The organism is Pseudarthrobacter sp. MEB009 (genome assembly GCF_030208875.1).
Lineage (GTDB): Bacteria > Actinomycetota > Actinomycetes > Actinomycetales > Micrococcaceae > Arthrobacter.
The window spans coordinates 94,710-119,619 of record NZ_JARVTC010000004.1; the positions used below are offsets into that span (position 1 = coordinate 94,710).

Annotated in this window: 23 protein-coding genes; 17 read left to right on the plus strand and 6 right to left on the minus strand. The window is 67.2% G+C overall.

Annotated elements, in window-relative coordinates:
* Nucleotides 1-21: 21 nt before the first annotated feature.
* On the plus strand, nucleotides 22-1,044 hold the full coding sequence (gene ligD / locus QRN07_RS02405; RefSeq protein ID WP_197273621.1) for a non-homologous end-joining DNA ligase: 1,023 nt from the start codon (nucleotides 22-24) through the stop codon (nucleotides 1,042-1,044).
* Between the two features lie 6 nt (nucleotides 1,045-1,050).
* Here the strand turns inward: ligD and QRN07_RS02410 are convergent, their stop codons facing one another.
* Entirely contained in the window at nucleotides 1,051-1,671 is a 621-nt protein-coding gene (locus QRN07_RS02410; protein ID WP_050687795.1) for an L-threonylcarbamoyladenylate synthase, read from the minus strand.
* Between the two features lie 84 nt (nucleotides 1,672-1,755).
* A complete protein-coding gene (locus QRN07_RS02415) occupies nucleotides 1,756-3,732 on the minus strand; it encodes an APC family permease (RefSeq protein WP_056600440.1) in 1,977 nt (658 codons plus the stop codon).
* Between the two features lie 180 nt (nucleotides 3,733-3,912).
* Between QRN07_RS02415 and QRN07_RS02420 the strand changes: the two genes are divergently transcribed.
* The 11 genes from QRN07_RS02420 (at nucleotide 3,913) to QRN07_RS02470 (ending at nucleotide 13,371) form a co-directional block, all read left to right on the plus strand.
* Nucleotides 3,913-5,781, plus strand: a complete 1,869-nt coding sequence (locus QRN07_RS02420; RefSeq protein WP_235504745.1) for a DUF4118 domain-containing protein — start codon at nucleotides 3,913-3,915, stop codon at nucleotides 5,779-5,781.
* 35 nt (nucleotides 5,782-5,816) lie between these two features.
* Entirely contained in the window at nucleotides 5,817-6,491 is a 675-nt protein-coding gene (locus QRN07_RS02425; protein WP_285240357.1) for a response regulator, read from the plus strand.
* Between the two features lie 102 nt (nucleotides 6,492-6,593).
* A complete protein-coding gene (locus QRN07_RS02430) occupies nucleotides 6,594-7,028 on the plus strand; it encodes a VOC family protein (RefSeq protein ID WP_050687801.1) in 435 nt (144 codons plus the stop codon).
* Nucleotides 7,029-7,112: 84 nt separating this feature from the next.
* Nucleotides 7,113-7,871: a prolipoprotein diacylglyceryl transferase family protein gene (locus QRN07_RS02435; protein ID WP_056600436.1), complete on the plus strand. Its 759-nt coding sequence runs from the start codon at nucleotides 7,113-7,115 to the stop codon at nucleotides 7,869-7,871.
* Nucleotides 7,868-8,218 carry a hypothetical protein gene (locus QRN07_RS02440; RefSeq protein ID WP_056600434.1) on the plus strand — a complete coding sequence of 117 codons (351 nt, stop codon included), beginning with the start codon at nucleotides 7,868-7,870 and terminating at the stop codon, nucleotides 8,216-8,218. The genes QRN07_RS02435 and QRN07_RS02440 overlap by 4 nt, the downstream gene beginning before the upstream one ends.
* 1 nt (nucleotide 8,219) lies before the next feature.
* Nucleotides 8,220-9,845 carry a radical SAM protein gene (locus QRN07_RS02445; protein WP_056600432.1) on the plus strand — a complete coding sequence of 542 codons (1,626 nt, stop codon included), beginning with the start codon at nucleotides 8,220-8,222 and terminating at the stop codon, nucleotides 9,843-9,845.
* A complete protein-coding gene (locus tag QRN07_RS02450) occupies nucleotides 9,845-10,219 on the plus strand; it encodes a hypothetical protein (protein WP_157371007.1) in 375 nt (124 codons plus the stop codon). The genes QRN07_RS02445 and QRN07_RS02450 overlap by 1 nt, the downstream gene beginning before the upstream one ends.
* 63 nt (nucleotides 10,220-10,282) lie before the next feature.
* The gene (locus tag QRN07_RS02455; protein WP_050687807.1) at nucleotides 10,283-10,990 is read left to right on the plus strand and encodes a hypothetical protein; all 708 of its coding nucleotides are present in this window, start codon (nucleotides 10,283-10,285) and stop codon (nucleotides 10,988-10,990) included.
* A 193-nt stretch (nucleotides 10,991-11,183) separates the two neighbouring features.
* On the plus strand, nucleotides 11,184-12,542 hold the full coding sequence (locus QRN07_RS02460; RefSeq protein ID WP_235504744.1) for an inorganic phosphate transporter: 1,359 nt from the start codon (nucleotides 11,184-11,186) through the stop codon (nucleotides 12,540-12,542).
* On the plus strand, nucleotides 12,539-12,760 hold the full coding sequence (locus tag QRN07_RS02465; RefSeq protein WP_050687819.1) for a hypothetical protein: 222 nt from the start codon (nucleotides 12,539-12,541) through the stop codon (nucleotides 12,758-12,760). The genes QRN07_RS02460 and QRN07_RS02465 overlap by 4 nt, the downstream gene beginning before the upstream one ends.
* 47 nt (nucleotides 12,761-12,807) lie before the next feature.
* Nucleotides 12,808-13,371 carry a dihydrofolate reductase family protein gene (locus QRN07_RS02470; RefSeq protein WP_285240278.1) on the plus strand — a complete coding sequence of 188 codons (564 nt, stop codon included), beginning with the start codon at nucleotides 12,808-12,810 and terminating at the stop codon, nucleotides 13,369-13,371.
* Here QRN07_RS02470 and QRN07_RS02475 read toward each other — a convergent pair.
* Nucleotides 13,368-13,841: a hotdog fold thioesterase gene (locus QRN07_RS02475; protein WP_050687817.1), complete on the minus strand. Its 474-nt coding sequence runs from the start codon at nucleotides 13,839-13,841 to the stop codon at nucleotides 13,368-13,370. The two genes, QRN07_RS02470 and QRN07_RS02475, sit on opposite strands and share 4 nt — an antisense overlap.
* 187 nt (nucleotides 13,842-14,028) lie before the next feature.
* Between QRN07_RS02475 and polA the strand changes: the two genes are divergently transcribed.
* The 4 genes from polA to rpsA all read left to right on the plus strand — a co-directional run bounded on the left by polA (nucleotide 14,029) and on the right by rpsA (nucleotide 20,678).
* Nucleotides 14,029-16,671 carry a DNA polymerase I gene (gene polA / locus QRN07_RS02480; RefSeq protein ID WP_056600472.1) on the plus strand — a complete coding sequence of 881 codons (2,643 nt, stop codon included), beginning with the start codon at nucleotides 14,029-14,031 and terminating at the stop codon, nucleotides 16,669-16,671.
* Nucleotides 16,672-16,717: 46 nt separating this feature from the next.
* On the plus strand, nucleotides 16,718-18,016 hold the full coding sequence (locus tag QRN07_RS02485) for a GNAT family N-acetyltransferase (RefSeq protein WP_050687816.1): 1,299 nt from the start codon (nucleotides 16,718-16,720) through the stop codon (nucleotides 18,014-18,016).
* A gap of 28 nt (nucleotides 18,017-18,044) precedes the next feature.
* A complete protein-coding gene (locus QRN07_RS02490; protein WP_050687815.1) occupies nucleotides 18,045-19,019 on the plus strand; it encodes a polysaccharide deacetylase family protein in 975 nt (324 codons plus the stop codon).
* 180 nt (nucleotides 19,020-19,199) lie between these two features.
* Nucleotides 19,200-20,678: a 30S ribosomal protein S1 gene (gene rpsA, locus QRN07_RS02495; protein ID WP_050687814.1), complete on the plus strand. Its 1,479-nt coding sequence runs from the start codon at nucleotides 19,200-19,202 to the stop codon at nucleotides 20,676-20,678.
* Nucleotides 20,679-20,745: 67 nt separating this feature from the next.
* Here the strand turns inward: rpsA and QRN07_RS02500 are convergent, their stop codons facing one another.
* The 3 genes from QRN07_RS02500 to QRN07_RS02510 form a co-directional block, all read right to left on the minus strand.
* Nucleotides 20,746-22,239 carry an HNH endonuclease gene (locus QRN07_RS02500; protein WP_285240358.1) on the minus strand — a complete coding sequence of 498 codons (1,494 nt, stop codon included), beginning with the start codon at nucleotides 22,237-22,239 and terminating at the stop codon, nucleotides 20,746-20,748.
* 176 nt (nucleotides 22,240-22,415) lie between these two features.
* The gene (locus QRN07_RS02505; protein WP_050684789.1) at nucleotides 22,416-22,916 is read right to left on the minus strand and encodes a GNAT family N-acetyltransferase; all 501 of its coding nucleotides are present in this window, start codon (nucleotides 22,914-22,916) and stop codon (nucleotides 22,416-22,418) included.
* Complete coding sequence (locus QRN07_RS02510; protein ID WP_285240279.1) at nucleotides 22,906-23,598, minus strand: IMPACT family protein; 693 nt, start codon at nucleotides 23,596-23,598, stop codon at nucleotides 22,906-22,908. The genes QRN07_RS02505 and QRN07_RS02510 overlap by 11 nt, the downstream gene beginning before the upstream one ends.
* A 70-nt stretch (nucleotides 23,599-23,668) precedes the next feature.
* Here QRN07_RS02510 and coaE point away from each other — a divergent pair, with 70 nt between their 5' ends.
* Nucleotides 23,669-24,883 (plus strand): dephospho-CoA kinase, encoded by a 1,215-nt coding sequence (gene coaE / locus QRN07_RS02515; protein ID WP_285240280.1) that lies wholly within the window; start codon nucleotides 23,669-23,671, stop codon nucleotides 24,881-24,883.
* The last annotated feature ends 27 nt before the right edge of the window (nucleotides 24,884-24,910 follow it).

A 24,910-nucleotide genomic window follows, 5' to 3' on the forward strand; every position in this document is an offset into this window, starting at 1 on the left:
GGCAGGGTGTACGTTGTCCCCATGGCGAGCGAACAGACCACCATCACAGTCCAGGGCCCCCACGGCGAACGCGAAATGCGCATTTCCAGTCCCTCAAGGGTGCTCTGGCCGGAGCTTGGCCTCACCAAGCTGGACCTGGCCAACTATCTCGCCGATGTGGGGGACGCCTTCATCGCCGCCAACGGCGACCGTCCCGTTTCGCTGCAAAGGTTCTCCGACAACATTGACGGCGAGCAGTTCTTTTCCAAGAACCCGCCCCGCGGCACCCCGGACTTCGTCCGCTCCGTCAAGGTGGTCTACCCCAGCGCCCGGTCCCACCCCCAGCTGGTGCTGGATGAACCGGCCGCGGCCGTCTGGGCCGCGCAGATGAACACCGTGGTGTTCCATCCGTGGCCGTCCAGGGCGGATAACACGGACAACCCGGACCAGTTGCGGATCGACCTGGACCCGCAGCCCGGCACGGACTTCAAGGACGCCGTCCCCGCAGCGCGGGTGCTGAGGGACGTCCTGGCCGAGGCCGGACTGGACGCGTTCATCAAAACGTCTGGCAACCGGGGGCTGCACGTTTATGCCCCCATCGAGGCCACGCGGGAGTTCCTGGACGTCCGGCATGCCGTGATCGCCGCAGCCCGCGAGGTGGAGCGGCGGATGCCGGACCAGGTCACCACGGCATGGTGGAAAGAGGAACGGGGCCAGCGCATCTTCCTCGACTACAACCAGGCCAACCGGGATCGGACCATTGCCGGCGCCTACAGCCCGCGGGCCCTGGCGCACGCTCCGGTCTCCTGCCCCATCACCTGGGACGAACTGGACACCGCTGACCCGCGGAACTTCACCATCCTGACGGTCCCGGAGCGGCTCCGCACCATCGGCGACCCGTGGGCGGATTTCGGCGCGAAGCCCGGCACCATCGACACGTTGATGCAGTGGTGGGAACGTGACCTCGAGGCCGGGCTGGGCGAGCTGGCATTCCCACCCGACTATCCAAAGATGCCGGGCGAGCCGCCGCGCGTCCAGCCCAGCCGGGCAAAGAAGCCGGAGTAGCCGTTTTTATTCGAAGCGGGACGGGTCGCCGGCTCCGCGCCGGACCACCTCGGCCACCCCGCTGGAGAAGTCCACCACCGTGGTGGGCTCGGAGCCGCAGTCGCCGGCGTCCACCACGGCGTCCACCTGGTGGTCCAGGCGTTCCTTGATGTCCCAGCCCTGAGTCAACGGATCCTCCTCGTCCGGCAGCAGCAGGGTGCTGGAGAGAAGCGGTTCGCCCAGTTCCGCCAGCAGGGCCTGCACCACCCGGCTGTCCGGGATCCGCACCCCCACGGTCTTCTTCTTGGGGTGCAGCAGGCGCCGCGGGACTTCCTTGGTGGCGGGCAGGATAAACGTGTACGCGCCAGGGGTGACGGACTTGATGCTGCGGAACACGTCATTGCCGATGTTCACAAACTGGCCCAGTTGCGCAAAGTCCCGGCACACCAGGGTGAAGTGGTGCTTGCTGTCCAGTTTGCGGATGCTCCGGATCCGGTCCAGGGCGTCCTTGTTGCCCAGCTGTGCGCCCAGCGCGTAGCAGGAATCCGTGGGGTAGGCGATCAGGCCGCCGTCGCGCACCATGCTGATTGCCTGCGAGATGGCGCGGGGCTGGGGGTCCTGTGGATGAACGTCAAAGTATCTGGCCATGTGGGAGAGCCTACGTTCCCGGGACCGCCACCGCACCACCTTCCCGGTCGGGGCGGGGAAAGCACGACGGCGGCGCCCGGCCGGTCAGCCCACGTGCACCCAGGGCCGCTGCCGGATGTCCGGCTCGGCTTCACGGAGGATCTCCCGGGTCACCGGCGCAATTTCGCCTTCGCCGAGGAACAGGAACCGGAGGAGGTTGCGGACCGGGTTGCCTTCCGTCCAGCGGAAGTAGATGTGCGGCATCAGCCCTGTCACGTCACGGATGTGCAGGAGCACGGAGGCGATGGTGTTGGGGACGCCCGGCCCGTGGACTTCCAGGACCTGGTACCCATGCCGGAGTACGCCGCGCACCTCCAGGGCGGTTTCGAAGTCGGAGGAGTCGTCCACAATGACTTCCAGGAACAGCGGCCGGGCGTTTCGCGGGAAGTGGCTTGCCTCGGTGGCGGACGCCAGTTTTTGCCGGTAGTCGGCAGCGGCCACGCGGACCGGTTCGTGGGCAATGATGCCGATGGGCCCGGCCAGTGCGGGGGCCATGAACTCCAGGGCTGCGGTGTCCAGCCGCACGTGGGTGGCGTGCAGTTCGAAGGAGCGCATCAACCTGGACAGCAGGGAGACGGCAATGATGCCCAGGATGAAGAACGCGGCAATCCGGATGCCTTCGGGCCGTTCGAAGATGTTGGTCACCGTGGTGTAGGTAAAGAGGACGGCGATGATGCCGAAGCCCACGGTGCGTTTGCGTTGCTGCTGGCGCCGGGCCGAAAGCGTGACGGCCACTGCCGCGGACGTCATCAGCACCAGCACGCCCGTGGCGTAAGCGCCGCCCTGGGCGTCGACGTCGGCCTCAAAAAGCCAGGTGACCACGAACCCCAGGATGGTGAACACGAGCACCAGCGGCCGCACCGCTTTGGCCCAGGCCGGGGCCATGCCGTACCTGGGCAGGTACCGCGGCACCAGGTTCAGCAGCCCCGCCATGGCGGAGGCACCGGCGAACCACAGGATGGCGATGGTGCTGAGGTCGTACACCGTGCCGAACCCCGGCCCCAGGTAGGAGTGCGCCAGGAAGGCCAGCGCACGGCCATTGGCTTCCCCGCCCGGCTCAAATTGCGCCGCGGGGATAAGTACTACAGTGGCGAAGCTGCTGGTCACCAGGAACGTGCTCATGATCAGGGCCGCTGTGGTGAGCATCCGCCGGGTGCCCTGGATCCTTCCGGCTGGGTTCGCGTCGGTGTCCGAGGGGCTGCCCTTGATCTGGGGCATCACTGCCACGCCGGTCTCAAAACCGGAGAGGCCCAGCGCGAGTTTGGGAAACACCAGCAAGGCAATGGCCACGGCCATCAGCGGGTTCCCGTGGGAGGTGGTCAGCGTCTGCCACCAGTTGTCCACCGCCACCGGATGGTTGGCCGCTTCCACCAGGGAACGGCCAATGACCACCACGTTAAGTGACAGGTACACCACCACAAGGACAACCGCCACACCGATGGCTTCCTTGAAGCCCCGCAGGAAAACGGCGGCCAGCAGCGCCAGGAGGACCAGGGTGATGGCCACCTCCTGGCCGTGCAGCCAGCCGGGCGCATACGGGTTCTCGATCAGGTGCGCCGTGGCGTCGGCGGCGGAGAGGGTCATGGTGATCATAAAATCCGTGGCGGCGAACCCCAGCAGGCCCAGGACCAGGAGTTTCCCGCCCCAGCGCGGCAGAAGCCGTTCCAGCATGGCGATGGAACCCTCGCCGCGGGGGCTTTCGCCGGCCACGCGGCGGTAGACCGGCAGGGCCCCCAGGAGGGTCACGGCCACCAGCACCAGCGTGGCCAGCGGTGAGATGGCCCCCGCCGCCAGCGCCGCGATGGCGGGCTGGTAGCCAAGGGTGGAGAAGTAGTCCACGCCCGTCAGGCACATCACCTGCCACCAGGGGTGTTTGTGGTCCTGCCCGGATGATTGCCCGCCCGGGCCCTGGTGCGTGCCTTTGGCGTCCTGCAGGCCAAAAAGCAGCCAGTCCCGTACCGCAGCCCTGCGGCCGGGAGGAAGGGCTGACGGATCAGCCGGCGGTCTGCTCATGGTGGTCATCGGGTTCCCTCTGCGTCAGTGTCCAGGCCACGGCACAGCGCCGCGGCACAGCCGAACGTAGCACCGGGACAAGGCCCCGAACCCCGAAATCCGGGGATCTTGACGCATCCTTAACGCCGGTGTGGGGAAGGGCACACCGGCGGTCAAAGGTGCCGCTCCGGAGGTGGCAGAATGTGCCCCATGCCAGCGGAACGTATAGTGATCGGCCTCAAGGGGGACGACGACGGTGGCGTGCTCACGGAGCGCGCCGCGCGCCTTCTGCCGCCCGGCGGGGGCAGTGAACTCCTGGGCGTCCACGTCCGGACCCCCAAGGGGAGCCGGAGCGGATCACCGCAGGCACTCGAGGCGCAGCGCCGCGCCGTCGTGGCAGCCGGCGGCACCTTCCGGACCCTGCAGGGCGATGACGTTGCCACCGGCCTGCTCGACTATGCACGCTCGGTCCAGGCCACCCGGATGGTGGTGGGGCGTTCCCGGGCAGGGATGTTCCGGGGCGCTGCCGGTACGGGCATGCGGGTGATCCGCGGTGCCGGGGACATCGACGTCCATGTGGTCCCCGGCCTGCCGGCCCGGAACCCCGTGCAAAGACGGCCGCTGGATGTGGGCCGTGCCCGCACCTTCGGGGGCATTGCGCTCGCCGCCATACTGCCGGCGCTGCTTCAGCTGGTCCTCGCCGCGTTCGAACACAGTGTTGCCACCGCCGTGCTGATCCAGCTGGCCGGCGCCGTGGCGATCGCACTGGTGGGCGGCTTGCGGCCTGCGGTGGTTGGTGCCTTGTGGAGCAGTGTCCTGGTCAACTTCTTCTCGACGCCCCCGCTGGGCAACCTGGCCATCGAGGACCCGCAGGATTTTCTGTCCCTGGCGGTGTTCCTGGGCCTGTCCGTTGCGGTGGCCGGCGTAGTGGACCGGTCTGCACGGCGCTCACGCGAAGCCGCGCAGGCGCGGGCGGAGGCCGGCATCCTGGGGGACCTGGCGCTGGACGCCTCGCGGTCCGCAGACCCGCTCCGCGGTCTGCTGTCCGATGCGGTCACCGTGTTTGGCGTCGCCGGAGCGGCCATTGTGGCGCGGCAGTCACCCGGCGCCGGAGCCGGGAAGGCGCCGGTAGTGCTGCTTGCCGGGGTGGGGGACACTACGGGATGGCACGGAATGGTGCCGCCTGCCGCGCCCCCGCCCGGCAGCACCGTGGAACCTGTGGACGCCGTCACGTGGCTGGTCCTTTTCGGCAGGGAAGTCGCACCGGACCGGCGCACGTTGCTGGGCGCCGTTGCCGTGCACATCAAGGCGCAGCTGGAGCGCCGACAACTGGAAACCAGCCGGCTTGAGATCATGCGGCTGGCGGAAGGAAATACCATGCGCACCGCCATCCTGAGGGCGGTGTCCCATGACCTCCGGACGCCGCTGGCCGGGATCAAGCTGGCCGCCGGGGGACTGCTGCAGGACGCCGGCACCTTCACCCGGGCCGAGGAGCGCGAGCTGGTGCAGACCATCGACGAATGTTCCGACAGGCTGGACCTGCTGGTGGGCAACCTGCTGGACATGTCACGGATCACTGCGCAGTCGGTGGAGCCCCTCCTGGGACCCGTGCGGTGGCATGACGTGCTGGACAAGGCGCTCCGCGGCATCCCGTCAACCGCCGTCGCCGTGGTGCTGCCGCCCAACATGCCGGCCGTGGATGCGGACCCCGGGCTGCTGGAACGGGTCATCGCCAATATTGTGGAAAACGCCCTCAAATACGCACCCGGCACCCAGGTGGCAATCACCGGCACCACCGATGGCATGGGTTCCGCTCTGGCCGGGCACCCCTCCGGCGAACTGCGGATCGCCGACCGCGGACCCGGCGTTCCCGCCATGAAAGTGGTGGAAATGTTCCGCCCGTTCCAGCGCCTGGACGACGCCCAGCCCGCAACCGGCGTGGGCCTGGGGCTTGCCGTTGCGCAGGGCTTCGTCGAGGCCATGCGGGGGTCCCTGACCGCGGAGGAAACCCCGGGCGGGGGCCTGACCATGGTCATCCGGTTGCCCCTGTCCACGGGTCCCAGGGAACAGGCCCAGTGAGCACCGCCGACGTCCCCGCAGGCGGACCTGCCCCACTGGCCACCGTCCTGGTTGTTGACGACGATCCGCACCTGCTTAAGGCCCTGAGGATCACGCTGGCCGGCCACGGCTACCGGGTCACCGTGGCAGCTGACGGCGGATCGGCGCTTGCCGCCGCGGCCAGGGACACACCGGACCTGGTGGTCCTGGACCTGGGCTTGCCGGACATGGACGGCGCAGCGGTGCTGCGGGACCTGCGCCGCTGGAGCACCGTCCCCGTCCTGGTGCTCTCTGCCCGCCACGGTTCGGCGGACAAGGTGGCTGCCCTGGACGCGGGTGCTGACGACTACATCACCAAACCCTTCGGCCTGGACGAACTGCTGGCGCGGCTGCGGGCACTGCTGCGCCGCGTGCCGCAGCCGGATTCCGCCCCCACGGTAGCCACGGAAGGGTTCACCGTTGACCTGGTGCGGCGGCAGGTGCATCGTGGCGGAAAACCGGTCCGGCTCACCCCCACCGAGTGGAGCATCCTGGAAATCCTGGTCCGCAATCCGTCCCGGCTGGTCAGCCAGCAGCAGCTGCTGGCCCTGGTCTGGGGTCCCTCCTACCAGAAGGAAGCCAACTACCTGCGGGTGTACATGGCCCAGCTGCGGCGCAAGCTGGAGGCCGATCCCGGCAATCCCCGGCACCTCCGCACCGAACCGGGGATGGGGTACCGCTTCGAGCCTTAACCCCGGGCCCGGCCATGTGGAAATCCCCCCTACCGGCGGCGACCGGCTTGGGGCAGGATGTTGTCTGGTCCAGCTTTTATCCTGCACGAAGGAGTCACCGCCATGCCCACCATCCTTAACCCGTACATCAGTTTCCGCGACAACGCCCGCGACGCGATGAACTTCTACCAGTCGGTGTTCGGCGGCGACCTCCGCGTCAGTACGTTCGGCGAGTACCAGGCCTCCGAGGATCCCGCCGAAGCGGACAAGGTGATGCACGGCATGCTGACCACGCCCAGTGGGCTGGTCCTGATGGGCGCCGACACCCCGAACAGCATGCCCTACAACCCGGGCTCGGCCATCTCGGTTTCCGTCAGCGGGGATGATGAGGCCGAACTGCGCGGCTATTACGAGAAGCTCAGTACCGACGGCGGCTCCGTCACCGTGCCCATGGAGGCCTCGCCCTGGGGCGATATTTTTGGCATGTGCACCGACAAATTCGGCATCGACTGGCTGGTGAACGTCAACGGCGCCCAGGGTGCCACCGGCGCCCCCTAGGACGCGCCGGCCGGAGCTGTTGGACCCATTTCCACCCGGATGTAGGACCTGAGGAGCAGGAATGCTCACTGCTGCACACCGGCCATGACAGGCCTTCCCTTCGCCGGGGACCCACTGGTGCACGCCTGCCTGCTGGGCCTGGGCATCCTGGCGGCCCTGCTGTTCTACGGCTACGAAAAGCGCCGCCGGGGCCTGACCGACCCACGCCTGTGGCCCATTGCGGGTTTCGCCATCGCGTTCGGGGCAATCGGCTCACGAGTCCTCACCTGGGACGTTTCCCGCCAGGTCTCCCTGGCCGAGTGGTGGGGCAACGGCGACCGCAGTATCCTCGCGGGACTGGTCGGAGCCTGGCTTGGTGTGCACCTGGGGAAACGGCTGACGGGCTACCGCGGGTCCACCGGCGACCTGTTGGCACCCGCGGTGGCGTTGGCGCTGGTGCTTGGACGCGTGGGCTGCCTCCTCACGGAACTGCCCGGTACCCCCACCGGGCAGGCCTGGGGCATATCGCTCACGCCGGCACAGGCGGCGCTGTTGGGCGGGCTGCCCGGGGTAGGACTGCACCCGTCCTTTGCCTATGAGATTGCCTTCCACGCAGCCGCCTTTGCGCTCATGTGGCGGTACCGGGACCGCCTGCCCCGTCCAGGCGACCTCTTAATCTGCTATGTGAGCGCCTACGCGCTGTTCCGGTTCGGCGTCGAATTCGTCCGGGGCAACGAGGTGCTGTGGCTGGGCATGAGCCGGCCCCAGTGGTTTCTGCTGGTGATTCTCCCCCTGCTGTCCTGGCGGATGCAGCGGGTGTTCGGGAAACCCCGCCGCCCCAGGCTGGAAGGACGGGTGGCATGAGCAGGAACAACCGCTTTACCGGGAACGGTGAGGACCCCGCTGAACCCTGGCTCGGTCCCTTGGGGGTCGGAACCCTCGTGGGGGCAGTGGTCCTCTACGGCCTCTATGTCGGCGGACCGATTATTTTCAGCGCAGTCCAGACCACGGCCGATCCCACCCAGCCGGTGCGGTACCTGAGTGGGCCTGTGGTGCTGATTCCCATCGCAGGCTACCTGGCCATCGCGATTCTGCTGGCGGTCCGGCCACCCACAGCCAAGTGGGGCGCCGGGCTGCTGATTGGCCTGGGAATCTTCACGCTGCTCGGCGGCGGGATCTGCGTCGGATACCTCGCACAGATAAGGGCCTGAGATGAATCCACTGCCGTTCGCCTCCCGACAGTCGCTGCCCGGCCCCGGCCAGCCGCTGCGCGGGGACCGGATCCACCGCTACGTCACAGCATTCTGCCCCCACTGCCACGAAACCAACCCCCCGCTCGCGCAGGTGCGGCGCCTCTCCGGCGCGCTGCTGATCCGCGATGACCGGGTCTGGCTGGAACGCGGCTGCCCCGATCACGGCCTCGTCAGCACACTGTATGACGAGTCCCCGGAAATCCTGCGCTACCTGGAGAAATGGCAGGCCCCCACCAAGCAGCACATCCCGGACCAGGCCGGCAATTACCGCCAGGTGCCCGAAGCCTACGCATACGGGCTGCCTGCCATGCAGACCCAGCACACCTGCATCCTCCTGCAGGACATCATCGAACACTGCAACCTGCGCTGTCCCACCTGCTTCACCGCCTCCGGCCCCACGTTGCAGGGGGTGGCACCGCTGAGCGAGGTGCTCGCGAACATTGACACCCGGCTGTCCCGCGAAAACGGGCGGCTCGACGTGCTGATGCTTTCCGGCGGCGAACCAACGCTCTATCCGCAGCTGGCTGAACTCCTGGACGAGCTCGTAGCCCGTCCGATCGTGCGGATCATGGTAAACAGCAACGGCATGCTGATCGCAACCGACGATGAACTGCTGGCGCTGCTGGCCAGGCACCGGGACCGGGTGGAGGTCTACCTCCAATACGACGGCCCGTCCAGGGAAACATCCATCCATCACCGCGGGGGAGACCTGACCCGCTTCAAGGACCTGGCCATCGCACGCCTGTCCGAGGCAGGTGTCTTCACCACCCTGACCATGACGGCGGCCCTTGGCGTCAACGATGGTGAGGTCGGCGCCGTTGTGATGCGGGCCCTGGAAACCCCGTTTGTGGGTGGGGTTGCGCTGCAGCCGGTGTTCGGTTCGGGGCGCGGCCACGGCATCGACCCCACGGCCAGGCTCACCCACACGGGCGTCCTGGAACGGCTCGCGGCGCAAACCGGCGGGGTGGTTTCATGGCACGACCTGACGGCACTCCCGTGCTCCCATCCGCATTGCGCATCCGTGGGCTACATGCTGAAGGACGATTCCGGGGCCTGGCGTTCGCTGGCAGCCCTCGTCGGGCATGACCAGCTGCTCGCGTGGCTGGAACTCAATCCCGACGGCCTTGCCAACCGCATCGCCGACAGCGCGATCCCGCTCGAGCTGCGGAACCTCATGAAGACCTCCCTCCTGGACCTCCTGAGCGAGCAGTCATCGCTGTCCCACCCGCGGACCATGGATCTTTGGAAAAACATCTGCACCCAGTGCGACCTCGGCATCGGCACCCTGACCACGTTGGCCGCCGGCAAACTGCCAGGCCAGCAGCAGCGGCTGCGCCGGCTGCTGGGCGAACGGATCACCCGCATCATGGTGAAGCCCTTTATGGACATCTCCACCATGATCGAGGAACGGCTCACGCAATGCTGCGTCCACGTGGGCACCAAGAGCGACGCCGGCGAACACCAATGCGCTCCGTTCTGTGCTGTCCAGGCGTGGCCCGCCCTGGCCAGGCAACGCATCAGCACGGCCACCGGCACCCGGCTCCTCCCCGTCCGCCAGGTCCCGGCCAGTGCCGGGGAGCACTGATGGACGCCGAGTCGGAGGCCCGGCGGATCGCAGCCGGGCCAATGCCATCGCAACTGGTCCGCGCCAAACATGCCGCCCTGCACGGCCAGGGGCGCGGCCACGGAACGGACCCGGCGGACCCACCGCCGTTCGATCCGCTGCGGCTCTGCATCTTCGCGACCATTGCCCTGCTGGGCTGGGTTGCCGGCCCGGTGGCACTGGCCGTGTTCGCCGCCGTCGGATTCGCCGGCTACTGGAAAGCCCGGCGACGGGGCCTGACCCGGTCGAACTGCTACCTCCGGGATACCCGGCTGATCCTGGCGTACCTGGCCCTCCTCCTGGCCGCCGGGTTATGGGGCAGCTACGCCCTGGCAGCTTCCCAGCCGGGCCGCTGAACCAACCACCTCGCCGGTCCGTGGGGGGTTGAGGCGGGACGGGGCTGCTGCAAGGATGGTGCGGTGGAGTCCCTCTTTGAGTTCCTATCCGACAAATGGTGGCTGATTTTTCCCCTGAGTGCGTTTGCCGGGCACTGGGCCAACTCGTGGCGCAAGGCCGGCGAACGCCGGCACCGCCGCAAAGTGGAGCTGTACACCCTCCGGAACCAGTCCCGCGACGCGGAAGTGGCGTCGGCTGCCCGGGTGGCGGACGTCCTGGTCCGGCACACCGCAACCAACGCGCGGTGGCTCGAGTACGAACTGGACGTCGGCAAACTCATCGACTTTCCGTTGATGACGGACGTCCGGGAGCCCCTCACCGTGGCCTTCCTCCGGGCGAAACGGGAAGCGGACGGCCAGCGCCCGACCACGGCCGCCGACATGACGTCGCCAGCCGCCTTCGAGTCCTACCGGCAGGCCGTCGACAGCTTCGCGCTGGCGCTGGACCTGGCCGAGCGCGAGGCTAAACGCATCAAGGACAGCAGGTTCAGCGGCCCCGAACGGCAACGGCTTGCCACCGCCCGAAAACTGCTCCGGATCGCCGAGGATTCAGCGGCTACCCCGGCCGAACGGCAGCAGGCCTACAAACGCGCCCGGCGTGAACTCGATGGCCTGATCGTCCTGCCGGACGTCACCATCGCGGCCCTGGAAGCCAAAGCAGCGCCCGGCCTCGCTGCCGGCGCCACGCACCCTGACGGCCACACCGGCCAGCCGCGCGAAACCACCGCCTGACACTGGGCGGGGTGGTTACCGGCCGGCGCCGGTTGTTTTGACCTGACCTTCCGGACGCGTACGATCGATAAGGTTTCACGCCGGTTGGTTAACGCCGCAGGTCATTCCCCGCGAACAGCTGGTGAATTATGCTGTGCGGGGGCAGCCGGAAACGCGAAATTGCTGAACGTCGACTCTGCAGATTGGGCAACAGGTGGATATCACCTTCATGGTGGCGCTGGTCATCGCACTGGCACTATTTTTCGACTTCACGAACGGTTTCCATGACACCGCAAATGCCATGGCCACGCCCATCGCAACGGGCGCCATCAAACCGAAGACTGCCGTCACCCTCGCCGCCATCCTGAACCTGGTGGGCGCCTTCCTGTCCACCGAGGTGGCCAAGACGGTGTCCGGCGGCATCATCAACGAAGGCGCCGACGGGGTCCAGATCACCCCGGAAATTATCTTCGCCGGCCTGATGGGCGCCATCCTCTGGAACATGATCACGTGGTTGAAGGGGCTGCCGTCCAGCTCCTCCCACGCCCTGTTCGGCGGCCTGATCGGTGCCGCGATCGCAGGTATCGGCTTCAACTCCATCAACCTGGCATCCCTGGCGCAGAAAGTCATCCTGCCGGCCATCTTCGCCCCCCTCATCGCAGGCATCGTGGCGTACACCTGCACGCGGCTAGCTTATGCACTGACGTCCCGGCACGATCCGGAGACCGGCAGCAAGCTCACGCAGAAACGCGGCGGGTTCCGGACCGGGCAGATCTTCACCTCCAGCCTGGTGGCCCTGGCCCACGGCACCAATGACGCGCAGAAGACCATGGGCATCATCACCCTCGTCCTGATCTCCGCCGGCACCCAGGCGCCAGGCACCGGACCCCAGTTCTGGGTCATCGCCGCCTGCGCCCTGGCCATCGCGATCGGCACCTACTCCGGCGGCTGGCGCATCATCCGGACCATGGGCTCCGGACTCACCGAAGTAAAGCCCGCCCAGGGTTTCGCCGCGGAAACCAGCACCGCGTCCGCCATCCTGGCCTCCTCGCACCTCGGTTTTGCGCTGTCCACCACCCAGGTGGCCTCCGGCTCCGTCATCGGCTCCGGCCTGGGCCGCCGCGGTACCAGCGTCCGCTGGTCCATGGTGGGCAAGATCGCGCTGGGCTGGCTGTTCACCCTTCCGGCTGCGGGCATCGTTGGTGCCCTGACGGCGCTGCTGGTCAAGACCGGCATCGTTGGCGTCCTGATTGCCGCCGTGGCAGGTATCGGAGCAGTCCTCTACATGTTCCTGCACTCCCGCAAGTCCGAAGTGGGCCACCACAACGCCGTCGAGGTGGAAGAGGCCGGCCAGGCCGTCCGTTTCGCCAAGAAGAAGGCGCTGGCCGAGGCCCGCGCCCGGGCCAGGGCCCGGGTCCGCGACAGGGCAAGGAACCGCGCAGGCGCTGCCGCCGCCCCGGCCGCCGAAAACCCTGCCGCCCCCGAAACCCCGGCCGCCGAAAACCCGGCCGGCGCAACGCCGGAAATCAACGGCACAGACGGCACCGCACCCTTCAAGGAGACCCAGCGATGAAATGGTTGGAACTGCTGACAGTCGGCGGGGCAACCCTGGTTTCCGCCGTCACCGTGGTGGTGCTCTATTCGCTGGGCGTCCGGCTCACAGCCATCGCCGGTGACTCCGAGCAGGCCTCACCGGGCATAAAACGGGCCCTGGCCTACGCCTGCTTCGGCCTCTGCGGGCTTGCAGTCCTCTTTGGGCTGTACCTGATCATCCCGTACTTCTCGGCCTGAGCACCCGCACTCTGGGAACTGCGCCCACGCTTGGCTAGGCTGGCCCCATGGCACGGATCCAGTACTTTGTCGCAGCATCCCTCGACGGCTTTATCGCCACACCCACCGACGACCTCGCCTGGCTGCTGCAGTTCGACGGGTTCGAGGGCGGCGCTGAAAGCTACGACGCGTTTATGGCCGGGGTGGGGAGCATCGTTATGGGCGGCAGCACCTACGAATGGCTGATCGAACACGAACCGGACACGTGGCCGTACCCGGATACACCCAGCTACGTCTTCACCCGGCATGAACACCGCGCCCAGCAGGGGGCGGACATCACGTTTGTCCGCGGCGACGTGGCGGAGTTCATCGATGACTTCCGCGGCGCCGCAGGCGGGGCGAACATCTGGGTGGTTGGCGGTGGCAACCTGGCGGCCCAGTTCGCAGCCGCCGGCCTGCTGGACGAGATCATCCTGTCGGTCATCCCGGTGGTGCTGGGGGACGGGAAGCGCCTGCTGCCACTGCAGGGCCCGACGCCGGTCCTTGAGTTGAGCGGTTCGCGCACCATGGGGCGCGGGATTGTTGAGCTCCGCTACCTTTTGGGAACCGCTGCGGAGGGTGTGGCCGGTTAGGCCCGGCCGCCGTTGTTGTCCCTGATCATGTTGGTGATCCGGGCTGTGGAGAGCCGGCGTCCGGCCTCGTCCGTCATCACGATTTCATGCGTTGCCAGGGTGCGGCCCAGGTGGATGGCGGTGCAGGTTCCCGTCACCAAGCCGGTGGCGATGGAGCGGTGATGTGTGGCGTTGACCTCAATTCCCACTGCATGCCGGCCGGGACCGGCATGGATCCCTGCGGAAAAGGATCCCAAAGTCTCTGCCAGGACCACGTGCGCCCCGCCGTGCAGGATCCCTGCAACCTGGGTGTTGCCGGCCACAGGCATGGTGGCCACCGTGCGTTCCGGGCTCATTTCAAGGAACCGGATCTCCATTTTCACCACCAGGGCACCGATCCCGAAGCTGCCAAGCCAACCATGCAGGTGTTCGGGAATACCGGCGGCCGTCAGTTCAGCGGTGAACGGTCCGGGCGTGAAATTGTCCATCATGGCAACTAGGCTGGCACCTGTGAGTGAAACAACCAAACCGGCCCCCTTCCCGTCCCAGGTCCTCGAGCGCGACCCTGCCCCCACGGACCAGGTACCGCCTCCGGCCGCCGGAACGGTTTCGGCCACTGACGCCCCCGTTGTCCCACTGACGGGCCAGCCCCGGCTGCTGGTCCTGGACGGTCACTCCATGGCGTTCCGCGCCTTCTTCGCACTGCCCGCGGACAAGTTCTCCACCGCCCACGGCCAGCACACCAACGCCATCCACGGCTTCACTTCCATGCTGATCAACCTGATCAAGGAACAGAAGCCCACCCACATCGCCGTGGCGTTCGACGTCTCCGACGAAACCACCCACCGCAAGGCGGAGTACAGCGAATACAAGGGCGGCCGCAACGAGACCCCCCGAGAGATGAGCGGCCAGATCGACCTCATCGGCCAGGTCATGGAGGCCTGGGGCATCAAGACCATCAAGATGCCCGGCTTCGAAGCGGACGACATCCTGGCCACCCTCGCCGCCATGGGCGACAAGGCCGGTTATGAGGTGCTGCTGGTCTCCGGCGACCGGGATGCGTTCCAGCTCATTACGGACAACGTTTTTGTGCTGTACCCCAAGAAGGGCGTCAGCGACATTCCCCGGATGGATGCGGCCGCCATCCAGGAAAAGTACTTCGTCACCCCCGCCGAGTACTCGGACCTGGCCGCGCTGGTGGGGGAGACCGCGGACAACCTGCCCGGCGTGCCCGGCGTCGGGCCCAAAACTGCCGCCAAATGGATCAACCTCTATGGCGGGCTCGAAGGCGTGCTGGCCAACATCGACGCCATCGGCGGCAAGGTGGGCGACGCCCTGCGCGAGCATGTGGACTCCGTCAAGCGGAACCGCAAGCTCAACAGGCTGCACACGGACCTGGAACTGCCGGTCACGCTCGACGAGCTGTACGAACCGCGGCCGGACCAGGCAGCGCTGGAAAACCTGTTTGATGAGCTGGAGTTCAAGACCATCCGGACCCGCCTCTTCGCACTGTACGGCGAAGCTGACACTCCCGCGGCCGAGCGGGAAAGCATCCCCACCCCGGAGTACATCACGCCAACCGACGCTGCAGGGCTCTCGGAATTCTTTGCCGCCGGTACCGGCCAGCGGTCCGCCGTTGCGGTGGACCTCATCCCGGGGCGCGTCGGCGAGGACGCAGCCGCGGTGGCCATTGTCCGCGAGGGCGGCGCAGCCTACATCTCCCTGGAGGGGCAGGACGCCGAAGCTGAAAACATCCTGGCCGCCTGGCTGCGCAACCCGGCGGAACCCAAGGTCCTGCACGGCTTCAAGGCAGCGCTCAAGGCCCTGACGGCGAGAGGACTGGAACTGGAAGGCGTTGTGGACGACACCTCGATCTCCGGATACCTGCTGGAACCCGACCGCCGGACCTACGAACTCGCGGAACTGGCCCAGCACCACCTGAACGTGGGCCTCCCCGGGGCCACGGCGAAGGCCGGCCAACTGGAGCTTTCCTTCGACGGGGACGACACCGCCGCGGCAGACGCACTGGTCCAGGCGGCCGCCGTCGTGCGTTCCCTGAGCAGCTTCTTCGAAGCCGAACTGAAGGAACGCCAGTCCGAGGAACTGCTCTCCACGCTGGAACTGCCGGTCAGCCGGGTGCTGGCGGACATGGAGCTGGCAGGAATCGGGATCGACCTGGAGCGGATGGAAGACCAGATGGCCGACCTCGCCCGGGTGATCGACCACGCCCAGGAACAGGCGTTCGCGGCGATCGGCCATGAGGTCAACCTGGGCTCGCCCAAGCAGCTGCAGACCGTTCTGTTTGAGGAACTCGAACTGCCCAAGACCAAAAAGATCAAGTCCGGCTACACCACGGATGCCGCGTCCCTGAAGAACCTGCTGGAGAAAACGGGCCACGAGTTCCTGGTGCAGCTGATGGCGCACCGTGAGTCCGCGAAGCTCCGCCAGATGATCGAATCGCTGAAGAAGTCCGTGGCCGCGGACGGCCGGATCCACACCACGTACGCGCAGAACGTAGCCGCCACGGGCCGGATCTCCTCCAACAACCCCAACCTGCAGAACATCCCCATCCGCAGCGAGGAAGGCCGCCGGGTCCGGGGCATCTTTGTGGTCAGTGAAGGCTACGAATGCCTGCTGTCGGCCGACTACTCGCAGATCGAGATGCGCATCATGGCGCACCTGTCGGGTGACGCCGGCCTCATCCAGGCCTACAAGGACGGCGAGGACCTGCATCGGTTTGTGGGCTCCAACATCTTCCACGTGCCCACGGAGGAAGTCACCAGCGCCATGCGCTCCAAGGTCAAGGCCATGTCCTACGGCCTCGCCTATGGCCTGACCTCGTTCGGTCTGTCCAAGCAACTGGAAATCTCGGTTGATGAGGCCCGCACCCTCATGAAGGACTACTTCGACCGGTTCGGCGCCGTGCGTGACTACCTGCGCGGCGTGGTGGAACAGGCCCGGATCGACGGCTATACGGCCACCATTGAAGGCCGGCGGCGCTACCTGCCGGACCTCACCAGCACCGACCGGCAGGCGCGCGAAAACGCCGAACGGATCGCCCTCAACAGCCCCATCCAGGGTTCCGCCGCGGACATCATCAAGCGCGCCATGCTGGGCGTCCACGCCGAGCTCAAGGCGCAGGGGCTGAAGTCCCGGATGCTGCTGCAGGTCCACGATGAACTGGTGCTGGAAGTGGCTGCCGGTGAACGGGACGCCGTGGAACGGCTGGTCACGGAACAGATGGCAGCCGCCGCGGACCTCACGGTGCCCCTGGAAGTGCAGATCGGCGTAGGACCCAGCTGGTACGACGCCGGCCACTGACGCAGGTGCTGGTCAGGCGCCGGATTCATTGGTTAGGCTCGGAATCGTGAGTAATTCGAGTGATAACTATGAGATCCGGCGCTTCCCGGCGGCAACCGAGGGTAGCGAGGGGTTCGACCAGTCCCTGGCGTGGTCCCGGGCAGTGGCGTTCGGGTTCCATGATGAGGCCAGGACAACGGAGCACATCACCGGCACCCTGGCCATCAAGGTGGCGGACCAGCCGGAGTACACCGGGGTCTACCAGGTCGGGGATGTGCCGGCGTCGTCCCTGCCGGCGGAAGTTCCGGTGGCGACGTTTGGCACCTTCCGGAAGACCCTGAACATCGGGTTCGGCAGGACGTTGCCCAGCCACCTCATCACCGCCGTCACGGTGCGCACCACACACCGCCGCCGTGGCCTGCTGCGGCGCATGATGGCTGAGGACCTGCGCCTGGCCAAGGACAGCGGAGTCTCCATGGCCGCGCTGACAGCCTCCGAGGGCACCATTTACGGGCGCTTCGGGTTCGGCGTGGCCAGTTTTGAGCGCAGCGTCAAGGTGGACACCACTGCCCGTTTCAGCCTGGCCCACCAGGCCACCGGGACTGTGGAGATCGCCGATCCCCGGAAGCTGCTGGACCTTGCCCCGGAAGTTTTTGAACAGGTTCACCGGCTGTTGCCGGGGTCTGTGGGCCGGCACGAGTGGTACCGGCATATGGTGTCCGGGGCCCGGGGCCGGGACGGCAAGGAAGATGCGGCCATCAAGGTGGCCCTCCATTACGGGCCTGCCGGCGCCGTGGACGGCTACGTCTCCTACAAGTTCCTGGGTTGGGAGAAAGAGCCCTACACGGTGGAAGTAGTGGACTTCCTCGCGGCCAGCGACGACGCCTACCTGGAGCTGTGGCAGTTCCTCGGCGCCATCGACCTGGTGGAACGGGTCACGTGGGACGAGGCGCCGTTGGACGACCCGCTCACCTGGGCCCTCGCGGATCCCCGCTGCATCGATGCCTCGGACGTCCGGGACATGCTGTGGCTTCGGATCCTCGACGTTCCGGCCGCCCTCACCGCGCGCCATTACCCGGTGGACGGACGGCTGGTCATTAACGTCGGTGACCCGCTTGGCCTGGCCGGCGGAACATTCGCCGTTACAGTGGAAGGCGGACAGGCCGACGTCGAACGCCTTGCCGAGGAAACGCCCGCCGACCTGGACCTTGACGTCTCTGTCCTGTCATCGATTTACCTCGGCGCGGTCAGCCCGGTTACGCTGGCGGCGGCTGGGCGGATCCGGGAACACACGCAGGGTGCGGCGCTCCAGGCACGGGGGATGTTTGCGGTTGAGCGTTCCACGCACTGCCTGACCCACTTCTAGGAGCCCCTGCCTTCACAAAGGAACATCCTTGGGGGATCACCGTGCACCGGCGCTGGCCGGCCGGCGGGAATTGTTGGTTGGCTTGGCAGTGGGTGTGGCGGCCGCCGCGGCGTCGTGTTCGGCGCCCTGGCAGCCCGGGCCGGGCAATCCGGCCGGCCCGGCGGACCGGCAACCGGATCCCGGAGGGCACCCTGGTCAGGCCCGGCACGGCGCTGCCGGTGCTGCCGAGCCTGGCCATGCCGTGCCGGAGGAAGCTTCTCCGGCGCCGGCGCCGCCGTCCGCGCCCGCTTTTGTGCCGCCCACCAAGGAGCAACTGGTGGCGGAATTCGCCGGCCGCCATCCCAACGAGTGGGGCCTGGCGGTCACCGGCGTGGTGACACAGTCCGCGGCACAGCCGGTGGTGCTGACCCTGGACGCCTGCGGTGGACCCGGCGGCGCGGGGGTGGACCAGGAACTGCTGGGGCTGCTCCGGCAACTCGCCGTGCCAGCGACCCTGTTCGTCAATGCCCGTTGGGTCCAGGCGAACCTTGGCCTGGCAACTGAACTTGGCCACGACCCGCTGTTTGAGCTGGCAAACCACGGCTGGGCACACAGGCCCTTGTCCGTCGTCGGCAAATCCGCGTACCGGATCCCCGGCACCGGATCCGTCGCGGAGGCTTATGACGAACTCACGGGCTGCCTGGAGCTGCTGCGGGCAGCGTCGGGAGTGGAGCCGCGGTTTTTCCGGTCCGGCACCGCCCATCTTGATGAGGTGGCCGCCGGGATGACGCGCAGGTTGGGGATGCTGCCGGTGAACTTCAGCGTTAATGCCGACGGCGGCGCCACCCTGGGACCCGGGGCTGTGGCTGCTGCCCTTGCCGGGGTCCGGCCGGGGGACATCGTCATTGCGCACTTCAACAAGCCCGGCAGCGGCACCGGCCCGGGTTTCCGCCGTGCACTGCCGCAACTCCTGGCCGGCGGAACCACGTTTGCCCGCCTTGGGGACGTACTACCGCCGCTTTGACCCGGCTGTTGAGCTGCGACTAGAATAAACGGGCGTGTGTTACGTGTGCGTAATTTTTTTCCGCACGTTTAATCCCGCAGTCAGGATGACCCGGCAATCCGCCGTGCTCTGCCTCCAGGTCAATACCCGGAAGTGGTGGTCGCCTGATCAACTTACTATCCACAACGGAGCCCCTACTACATGACCATCACCTCCACCGAGAAGCCCGGTACCCCCGTAGTCGCAATTAACGACATCGGTACCGCTGAGGACTTCCTCGCAGCTGTCGACGCGACCATCAAGTACTTCAACGACGGAGACCTCGTCGAAGGTACCGTCGTTAAGGTCGACCGCGACGAAGTTCTGCTCGACATCGGTTACAAAACCGAAGGTGTCATCCCCTCCCGCGAGCTTTCCATCAAGCACGACGTTGATCCCGGAGACGTTGTCTCCGTTGGCGATCAGGTCGAAGCCCTGGTGCTCACCAAGGAAGACAAAGAAGGCCGCCTGATCCTCTCCAAGAAGCGCGCTCAGTACGAGCGTGCCTGGGGCGACATCGAGAAGGTCAAGGAAGAAGACGGTGTCGTCACCGGTACCGTCATCGAGGTTGTCAAGGGTGGTCTTATCCTCGACATCGGTCTGCGCGGCTTCCTGCCCGCATCCCTCGTCGAGATGCGCCGTGTGCGCGACCTGGCTCCGTACATCGGTCAGCAGATCGAAGCCAAGATCATCGAGCTGGACAAGAACCGCAACAACGTGGTTCTGTCCCGCCGTGCATGGCTCGAGCAGACCCAGTCCGAGGTTCGCTCCACGTTCCTCAACAAGCTGGAAAAGGGCCAGGTTCGTCCCGGCGTCGTTTCCTCCATCGTCAACTTCGGTGCATTCGTGGACCTGGGCGGCGTAGACGGCCTCGTTCACGTTTCCGAGCTGTCCTGGAAGCACATCGACCACCCGTCCGAGGTTGTCGAAGTTGGCCAGGAAGTCACCGTCGAGGTTCTCGAAGTCGACCTGGACCGCGAGCGTGTTTCCCTGTCGCTCAAGGCTACGCAGGAAGATCCGTGGCAGACCTTCGCCCGCACCCACGCCCTGGGCCAGGTTGTGCCGGGTAAGGTCACCAAGCTGGTTCCGTTCGGTGCGTTTGTCCGCGTCGAAGACGGCATCGAAGGCCTGGTCCACATCTCCGAGCTCGCCGTGCGCCACGTTGAGCTGGCCGAGCAGGTTGTCTCCGTTGGTGACGAACTGTTCGTCAAGGTCATCGACATCGACCTGGAACGCCGCCGCATCTCGCTGTCCCTCAAGCAGGCCAACGAGGGCGTCGACGCCGACAGCACCGAATTCGATCCGGCTCTCTACGGCATGGCCGCTGAGTACGACGAAGAGGGCAACTACAAGTACCCCGAGGGCTTCGATCCGGAGTCCAACGAGTGGCTTGAAGGCTACGAGAACCAGCGCGCCGCCTGGGAGCAGCAGTACGCTGACGCCCAGACCCGTTGGGAAGCCCACAAGAAGCAGGTTACCCAGCACGCCGCCGACGACGCTGCAGCAGCAACGTCCGGTGACAGCGATTCCGGCACCACCAGCTACTCCTCGGAGCCGGCTGCAGAGTCCAACGCCGGCGCAGGTACCCTTGCATCCGACGAGGCACTCGCCGCACTGCGCGAAAAGCTCACCGGCAACTAGTTGCCACCGGCGCCAGCTAACGGCGCCAACACAACAGGCCTTCACCTCTGGTGGGGGCCTGTTGTGTTTAACACTTGGCCAGGTCTCGGGGTATCCAGCTTGCGGCTCCCTGCGGGAGCGGCGTACCCGGTTTCGTCCCGCGGATTCGTTGGAGCCGGCGCCGCTTAAGTTGTCGGAGCAATGAGGGTGTACCCGCTCTGGGCATGGCCTCGATGGTGCGCGGCCCCGGTGTCAGCGATGTTCCTGGTGGTGGGGGTGCGGTTGAGTGGTAGGTGTGGCCGGTGGGGGTGGTGAGTTGGGTGTGGTGCCTGGGTCGGCCTTGGGGTGGGGGGATGGGTGTGCTGGGTTTGGGTGGTGTGGCGGTGGTGTTCCAGCCGGGTTGTTCTTTGGTGTGGTTGCAGGCTTCGCAGAGTCCGGCGCCGTTCTCAATTGTGGTGGGTCCGCCGTTGTGCCAGGGGAGGATGTGGTCGTGGTGGCGGATGGGGGCGTCGCAGTAGGGGGTGCGGCAGGTGTCGTCGCGGACTTCGATAAGCCGGCGCAGGGCTGGTGGGAAGAGGCGGGCGGTGGAGTCCATGGCGATGAGGTCTCCGGTGCTTGGGGCTGTGTAGAGCCGCCGGACCCAGGTCTTCAACTTTGCCGCGTCGGGGTTGCGGGTTTTTGTCCCGTGGCGGGCGAGGTGCCTGGCCCAGCCGGCGGGGATGGTTCCGTAGCCGGGGAGCCGGGCGGGTTCGCTGTCGGCCTGCAGGAGGGTCCGGTCGGTCATCACGAGGTTGATGGTGATCCCGGTGATTCCGCCGGGGGTACCGGTGATGCGTTCGACGAGGGTGTCGGCCATGATCTGGGCGCGGGTCCGGGGATCGCCGGTGGACTTTAGGGTGTCGGCTTCCCGGGTGAGGGCGGTGTAGGTGGCGACGCCTTCGGCCACGGGCAGGAGGGCGGTGAGGAGGGTCATGGTGTCCGGTGCGGGGCGGAGGCTGACGCGTCTGCCGTTGGCGGCGCGGGTGGCGCGTTGGGTGACGGAGAGCGGGTCCAGCCGGTACGCGGCGGCTTTGGTGGCGGTGGTGATGGTCCTGTTTCCGGCTCCGTGGAAGGTCCCGGTGTCCGGGGCGAGTTCTTCGTCGACGGCGGCCCGGTCGTGTGTGGTGAGGCAGGCTGTTTCCTTTGCGATCAGGGTGGCCCGCCATTCGCTGAGCTGGCCGGTATCCAGGGCGGTAAGGGTGTGCGGCATTTCCGTCACGAGTGCGCGGGCCAGTCCCAGGTAACGGCTGCCCCGGTTGGGGGATTCGCGTCGGGCCAACGCGATCTGCGCCGCGACGCCTTGGCCCTGCTCTGCGGCGGGGACCCCGGCCCCGGCCTGGCGCTGCCGTTCGAGGTGGTCAAAGGCGATGCTAAGGCGGGCCTGCGCCGCGGCCGCAGTGGATTTCAGGTCCTCCAACCCACGGATCTGGTCAATCAGGCCCGCACCCGTGGCCGCCGGACGCAAGGACCGCACCCCGGCCACCAAATCCTGCACCCCGGCCCCATGGGCGGCTGGCCGCACCGAACCAGCAACGGCAACCATGCCCTGCACTCCCGCACCGTGGAAAGCGGCGGTGCCACTCGGCGTCGTCGGCGTCAGGTAATCCTGGGGCCCTTCCATACCTGAATCATCCCAGCACCCTACGACAATTTGGGGGGACCTTGAAACGTTCCCCAAAGGCACACGTGACATCAACAGCCGGTAGGGAAAGCACCCGGCTAAAGGACGAACCCGGCGCTCACCGCTCCCTCAGGATCGGGTTCAAGAGTGGCCCCGGCCGCAGCAAGCAGGTGCTGCGCAACGACGTTCCCCCCGGTGGTCGAAGCGGATAAGCGGGACACGCCGGCAGCCCGTGCTGCAGCCAGCACCAGCGCCAATGCTGCCGACCCGATGCCCCGGCCCCGATAACTCCTGCCCAGCCAGATCCCGGTTTCGGCCTCCCCAGCCCCGGCGCCCGTGGCTTCGGCTGCCGGAATCCGTTTGAGCCGCACGGATCCTGCTAACTCCCCGTTGGCCATAACTGCCCACGATTTCTCGCCGGACGGGCCATCCAGGCCGGTCGCCGAACGGTGGTACGCCAAAAACCACTCATGCCGTTCGTGGTTCCAGCCCGGACCGCCCAGCGGGGGAGTCACCTCGTCCGGGGCCGCGTCCCGCACCGCGAGTTCCCACAGGCCGGTCAGGACCGATTCGTCCACATCTGCGAGTTCAACTGCCATGCGCAGTGTCCACCCATTCGGTTCCTTCGAGCGTCAGGGTCGCGGTTCCGGCCGTCAGCGACTGCAGGCGGTGGTTGGCGGCGTCGATCGCCTCCGCGTCGTCCGGGAGGGCCAGTCGCAGGATGGTGTGGCTGCCTCCGTATGCGGTTTGCCCCAGGGTGAACCCCGCAGTCCGCAGGTCATTCTCCAGCCGCCCCGCATGCCCCGGCGGCACGGAGGTGGAACAGATCCGCAGCCGGTTCCTGTGCGTCAGAGGTGCCAGTGCCAGCGCCGTGGACACAGACTCCGAATATGCCCTGACCAGGCCCCCGGCGCCCAGCAGCACACCACCAAAATAGCGGACGACGACGGCTGTAACGTCGCTGAGGTCCGTCACCCCGGGCAGCGTCTCCCTTTTCGCCAGCGCTTCCAGCATGGGAGCACCGGCGGTTCCGGATGGCTCGCCGTCGTCGTTGGAACGCTGGACGGTCCGGTCCGGACCCACAATAAAGGCGGAGCAGTGATGGCGGGCGTCGTGGAATTCGCGGCGCAATTCGGCCACGAGGTCCCTGGCCGCAGTTTCGTCAGGCGTCCGCCGAAGGACGGTGATGAACCGGGACCGGCGGATCTCCAGTTCGTGCCGGAAACCGTCGCCTGCCGCCAGCGTGGTGTACCGGGTGGCGCGGCTCTCCTGCTCTTGCACCGCTCAAGTGTAGTACGGGCAGCGGGGCCGGGTCCCGGGGGTTGCCCGGCCACGGCGATAGTGTTGAAGTGTGCTGAAAATCGGTTTGACGGGCGGCATCGCCTCCGGGAAGTCCATGGTGGCCACGCGCCTGAGGGAATTGGGTGCCGTCCTGGTGGATGCCGACGCCCTGGCCCGCGAGGTGGTGGAGCCGGGGACTCCGGGGCTGCGGCGCATCGTTGCTGAGTTCGGGGCGGCCATGCTGGACGACGGCGGCCGGCTGGACCGGGCCAAGCTGGGCGCCGTGGTGTTCGGTGACCCCGGGCGCCTGGCGGCCCTTAATGGAATCGTCCATCCGCTGGTCCGGGCCCGGTCCGCGGAACTCGTGGCAGCTGCCGCCGAAGGCTCCGTAGTGGTCCAGGACATTCCCCTGCTCGTGGAAACCGGGCAGGGGAACGCCTTCCACCTGGTTCTGGTGGTGGATGCACCGGAAGAAGTGCGCGTGCGGCGGATGGTGGAACACCGCGGGATGACGGAGATGGAAGCGCGGTCGCGGCTGGCCGCCCAGGCCAGCCGGGATGAACGGCTGGCGGCTGCAGATGTTGTCCTCGACAACTCGGGCGGGCGTGGGGATGTCCTCGACCGGGTGGACAGGCTGTGGGAGGACCGCCTGCTGCCCTTTGCGCACAACCTCGCCGCGGGTGTCCGGGCCTCACGAAACAGCGGTCCGGTGCAGGAGCCGTACCGGGACAGCTGGCCACTCGAGGCCGCCCGGCTAGGCGGCCGCATCCGGGCGGCCGCGCCGGAAGAAATCCGGGCCGTGGACCACATCGGCTCAACATCCGTTCCTGGGCTCGCTGCCAAGGACGTCATCGACCTCCAGGTCACCGTCCCCGACCTTGCCGCAGCGGATCGGATCGCGGAACTCCTGGCCGCCGCCGGGTTCCCCCAGGTCCCCGGCGTCAACCGCGACACTCCCAAACCCCCCGAGACTGACAGCGCCCGGTGGCAGAAGCGCTTCCATGCCAACGCGGACCCCGGCCGCGACGTCAACGTGCACGTCCGTGCCGTGAATTCGCCGGGGTGGCGCTATGCCCTGATGTTCCGCGACTGGCTCCGCGCCGATCCCGGGGCCGCTGCCCGCTATGCAGAGCATAAAAACGCGCTGGCCAACCAGTTCGCCGGCGCCGGCACCACCCGAGGCTATGCCGAGGCGAAAGAGCCGTGGTTCACCGACGAAGCCCGGCCCAGGATGACCGAATGGGCTGCCCGCTCCGGCTGGGCGCCGCCGTCGTACACCCCCTGATGGCTGTGCGTGCTGGCACACCGTATG